Origin of the sequence: Salipiger pallidus (assembly GCF_014643635.1) — a bacterium.
Lineage (GTDB): Bacteria > Pseudomonadota > Alphaproteobacteria > Rhodobacterales > Rhodobacteraceae > Salipiger > Salipiger pallidus.
Genome location: NZ_BMJV01000018.1, coordinates 1 through 4,838, shown reverse-complemented (window position 1 = coordinate 4,838; position 4,838 = coordinate 1). Strand labels below are relative to the sequence as shown.

Sequence of the window (4,838 nt, the reverse complement as noted above, 5' to 3'; positions counted from 1 at the left end):
GGGATTGCCAGCACTTGCGGCCCGCGGGCTTTGGGGCATGTGGGCTGTTGCTTCCGGTATGGTCTGCGATGACAGATGGGTACTGTGATCGTTGCAAGGCCGTGTACGGACCTAGCGTTCCGGGTGGTGGTTTTTGGGGGTATTGGTTGCGGGAGTAGGATTTGAACCTACGACCTTCAGGTTATGAGCCTGACGAGCTACCGGGCTGCTCCATCCCGCGCCGGGTCTGCGCCATCGAGTGTTTTGATGGGCAGGGGTTTTTCATCGTATTAGAGAGATACGTTTGTGGCTCTTACTAGGTTTGGCGGTGACCTACTCTCCCACGTCTTGAGACGCAGTACCATCGGCGCGACGGCACTTAACGACCGGGTTCGGAATGGATCCGGGTGTTTTGCTCGCGCTATGACCACCAAACCGAGAAAGAGCCACGACGCACCGCGGTATTTCCGGATGCGTGTGTAATCATGTTGTCCAGGTCACACTTATCGGTGTGTATGCTTTCGATCAGTATCAGAACCTGTCTGTTACTGGATCAAATCAAGCCTATCGGGCCATTAGTACCGGTCAACTGAATGCATTGCTGCACTTACATCTCCGGCCTATCGACGTGGTGGTCTTCCACGGCCCTCAGGGATACCTTGTTTTGAGGGGGGCTTCCCGCTTAGATGCCTTCAGCGGTTATCCTGTCCGATCATAGCTACCCAGCACTGCCATTGGCATGACAACTGGTCCACCAGTGGATCGTTCACCCCGGTCCTCTCGTACTAGGGGCAACTCCTCTCAAGTATCCTACACCCACGGCAGATAGGGACCGAACTGTCTCACGACGTTCTAAACCCAGCTCACGTACCTCTTTAAACGGCGAACAGCCGTACCCTTGGGACCTGCTCCAGCCCCAGGATGAGATGAGCCGACATCGAGGTGCCAAACACTGCCGTCGATATGGACTCTTGGGCAGTATCAGCCTGTTATCCCCGGCGTACCTTTTATCCGTTGAGCGATGGCCCTCCCACTTGGGACCACCGGATCACTATGGCCGTCTTTCGACTCTGCTCGACTTGTCAGTCTTGCAGTCAGGCTGGCTTCTGCCATTGCACTCAACGAGCGATTTCCGACCGCTCTGAGCCAACCTTCGCGCGCCTCCGTTACGATTTAGGAGGCGACCGCCCCAGTCAAACTACCCGCCACACAGGGTCCCGGATCCGGATAACGGACCGCGGTTAGACATCAAGCAATGCAAGGGTGGTATCTCAAGGAAGGCTCCACAGAGACTGGCGTCCCTGCTTCGAAGCCTACCACCTATCCTGCACATGCATGGCCTGATGCCAGTGTGAAGCTGTAGTAAAGGTGCACGGGGTCTTTCCGTCTAACCGCGGGAAGCCTGCATCTTGACAGGCAATTCAATTTCGCTGAGTCGATGTTGGAGACAGCGGGGAAGTCGTTACGCCATTCGTGCAGGTCGGAACTTACCCGACAAGGAATTTCGCTACCTTAGGACCGTTATAGTTACGGCCGCCGTTTACCTGGGCTTCAATTCAGAGCTCTCACCCCTCCTTTTAACCTTCAGGCACCGGGCAGGCGTCAGACCCTATACGTCGTCTTACGACTTCGCAGAGCCCTGTGTTTTTAGTAAACAGTCGCCACCCCCTGGTTTGTGCCCCCAGCCCCTAGTTGCCTAGGAACCGGGCCTCCTTCTCGCGAACTTACGGAGGTATTTTGCCGAGTTCCTTCAACATCGTTCTCTCAAGCGCCTTGGTATTCTCTACCAGTCCACCTGTGTCGGTTTCGGGTACGGTCCTAAAGTGGGGCTATTTCCAGGGACCGCTCAGCTGCCAGTTCAATCCGATAAGGACTGACAACCTCTGCGATCCGTCACCACCACACGGCCCAGGAATATTAACCTGGTTCCCATCGACTACGCCTTTCGGCCTCGCCTTAGGGGCCGGCTTACCCTGCTCAGATTAGCTTTAAGCAGGAACCCTTGGACTTTCGGCGAGAGTGTCTCTCACACTCTTTGTCGCTACTCATGTCATCATTCTCGCTAGTGATCTCTCCACCGGATGCCTTACAGCCCGGCTTCACAGAAAGAACTCTGTCCTCCGTTACATCCCGGAGGATGCAGAAGAGGACGAGTTCTATGTCACACTACGCTCCGCTACCATGCACTATGTGCATCCTAAGCTTCGGCTCATGGCTTGAGCCCCGTTACATCTTCGCCGCAGGACAACTTAATTAGACCAGTGAGCTGTTACGCTATCTTTAAAGGATGGCTGCTTCTAAGCCAACCTCCTGGTTGTTTTGGTCGTCCCACCTGCTTTCCCACTTAGCCATGAATTGGGGGCCTTAGCTGTAGGTCAGGGTTGTTTCCCTCTCCACAACGGGCGTTAGCACCCGCTGTGTGTCTGCCATCTAGTACTCCCGGGTATTCGGAGTTTGGTTAGGATCAGTAAGCCTGTGGGGCCCCATTACCCATCCAGTGCTCTACCCCCCGGGGTATTCGGATGACGCTCTACCTAAATAGATTTCGCGGAGAACCAGCTATCTCCGAGTTTGATTGGCCTTTCACCCCTAGGCACAACTCATCCCGACCTTTTTCAACAGGTGTGGGTTCGGACCTCCAGTAAGTGTTACCTTACCTTCATCCTGGTCATGCCTAGATCACTCGGTTTCGGGTCTGATCCATCTAACTCGACGCCCTATTAAGACTCGCTTTCGCTGCGCCTACACCTAACGGCTTAAGCTTGCTAGATAGACCAAGTCGATGACCCATTATACAAAAGGTACGCCGTCACTTCGCAAGGAAGCTCCGACTGATTGTAGGCGTTCGGTTTCAGGTACTGTTTCACTCCCCTCGTCGGGGTGCTTTTCACCTTTCCCTCACGGTACTGGTTCGCTATCGGTCAGTAAGGAGTACTTAGCCTTCGGGGGTGGTCCCCCGATCTTCAGACAGAATTTCACGTGTTCCGCCCTACTTAATACGTCCTATCGAGCTTCATATACGGGACTGTCACCCACTATGGTTGGCCATTCCAGACCATTCTATTCACTCTCAAGGCTCGGCTGGTCCCCGTTCGCTCGCCGCTACTAGGGGAGTCTCTATTGATGTCCTTTCCTCCGGGTACTTAGATGTTTCAGTTCCCCGGGTTTGCTCTTAAAACCCTATGTATTCAGGTTAAAAGTACCTGTTTAAGAACATTATAAACTGCCGAAGCAATTATAATGAACTTTCAGGTGGGTTGCCCCATTCGGAAATTCCTGGATCAAAGCTTATTCTCAGCTCCCCAGGACTTATCGCAGAGTATCACGTCCTTCATCGCCTCTTACTGCCAAGGCATCCACCAAACGCCCTTCTCGCGCTTGATTTGATCCAGTAAAAGACAGGTTACTGTCGTCGCAACCGTCTGGTTCGACCGGTTGCTATGATACTGGACCAAAAGCATACTTTCCCGCCCACTCTGTCGAGTGGACTTGGTTCGACTTGCGTCGAACCGGGTTAGTGTACTTGACTTGGACAACGATTGCTCGTTTCGAACAGGGATATGATCGTCCGGTCGGCTAGACCGTAAATCACCTCTCCACATGGGAGACCTGCCGAGGTTCATCCGTTACTCCGGCGAACCAAGCAATGTTGATTTGTATCTCTCTAAACGATGTAAAATCTCGTCCGATTGGACGGGTAAGAACCAGTCTGGTGCTTACCGATCAAATCGAAGGAATGGTGGGTCGAGGAGGACTTGAACCTCCGACCTCACGCTTATCAGGCGTGCGCTCTAACCACCTGAGCTACCGACCCATTCCGGTTGGCAATGCAGAGTGGTGGAGCCTAGGAGGATCGAACTCCTGACCTCCTGAATGCAAATCAGGCGCTCTCCCAGCTGAGCTAAGGCCCCACAATTCTGCTCACAGAATTGAGGAGTGCGCTGGAGTGCGGACCCGGTGGCAATCCTGGGAGCCACTTTCACAGAAGGCCGATGCCTGCTGCTGTACTGAAGAGATATGAGGACGACCGCGGTCCGATGTTTGGCAGCTTTGATTGCTGCCTGCTAAGTGTTCCATGTCTTTCGGCGAACCGAATGATCTAGGAACATCCTTAGAAAGGAGGTGATCCAGCCGCAGGTTCCCCTACGGCTACCTTGTTACGACTTCACCCCAGTCGCTGAGCTCACCGTGGTCCGCTGCCTCCTCGAAAGGTTGGCGCACGGCCTTCGGGTAAACCCAACTCCCATGGTGTGACGGGCGGTGTGTACAAGGCCCGGGAACGTATTCACCGCGTCATGCTGTTACGCGATTACTAGCGATTCCGACTTCATGGGGTCGAGTTGCAGACCCCAATCCGAACTGAGATAGTTTTTTGGGATTAACCCATTGTCACTACCATTGTAGCACGTGTGTAGCCCAACCCGTAAGGGCCATGAGGACTTGACGTCATCCACACCTTCCTCCCGCTTATCACGGGCAGTTTCCATAGAGTGCCCAGCCGAACTGCTGGCAACTAGGGATGTGGGTTGCGCTCGTTGCCGGACTTAACCGAACATCTCACGACACGAGCTGACGACAGCCATGCAGCACCTGTCACTAGGTCACCGAAGTGAAAGCCCGATCTCTCGGGTGGTCCTAGGATGTCAAGGGTTGGTAAGGTTCTGCGCGTTGCTTCGAATTAAACCACATGCTCCACCGCTTGTGCGGGCCCCCGTCAATTCCTTTGAGTTTTAATCTTGCGACCGTACTCCCCAGGCGGAATGCTTAATCCGTTAGGTGTGTCACCGACAAGCATGCTTGCCGACGACTGGCATTCATCGTTTACGGTGTGGACTACCAGGGTATCTAATCCTGTTTGC

General features: G+C 53.9%; 3 tRNA genes and 3 rRNA genes. All 6 read right to left on the bottom strand.

The features are described from left to right. Positions 1-143: 143 nt before the first annotated feature. Positions 144-220, bottom strand: a tRNA-Met gene (locus tag IEX41_RS21330). 79 nt (positions 221-299) lie between these two features. Next, positions 300-414 (bottom strand): 5S ribosomal RNA (gene rrf, locus IEX41_RS21325). Positions 415-533: 119 nt separating this feature from the next. Beyond that, positions 534-3,363: ribosomal RNA gene (locus IEX41_RS21320) — 23S ribosomal RNA — on the bottom strand. Between the two features lie 353 nt (positions 3,364-3,716). Further along, positions 3,717-3,793: transfer RNA gene (locus tag IEX41_RS21315), tRNA-Ile, on the bottom strand. 21 nt (positions 3,794-3,814) lie between these two features. Continuing rightward, positions 3,815-3,890 (bottom strand) — tRNA-Ala (locus IEX41_RS21310). A gap of 204 nt (positions 3,891-4,094) precedes the next feature. Next, positions 4,095-4,838 (bottom strand): 16S ribosomal RNA (locus tag IEX41_RS21305); the annotation flags it as partial.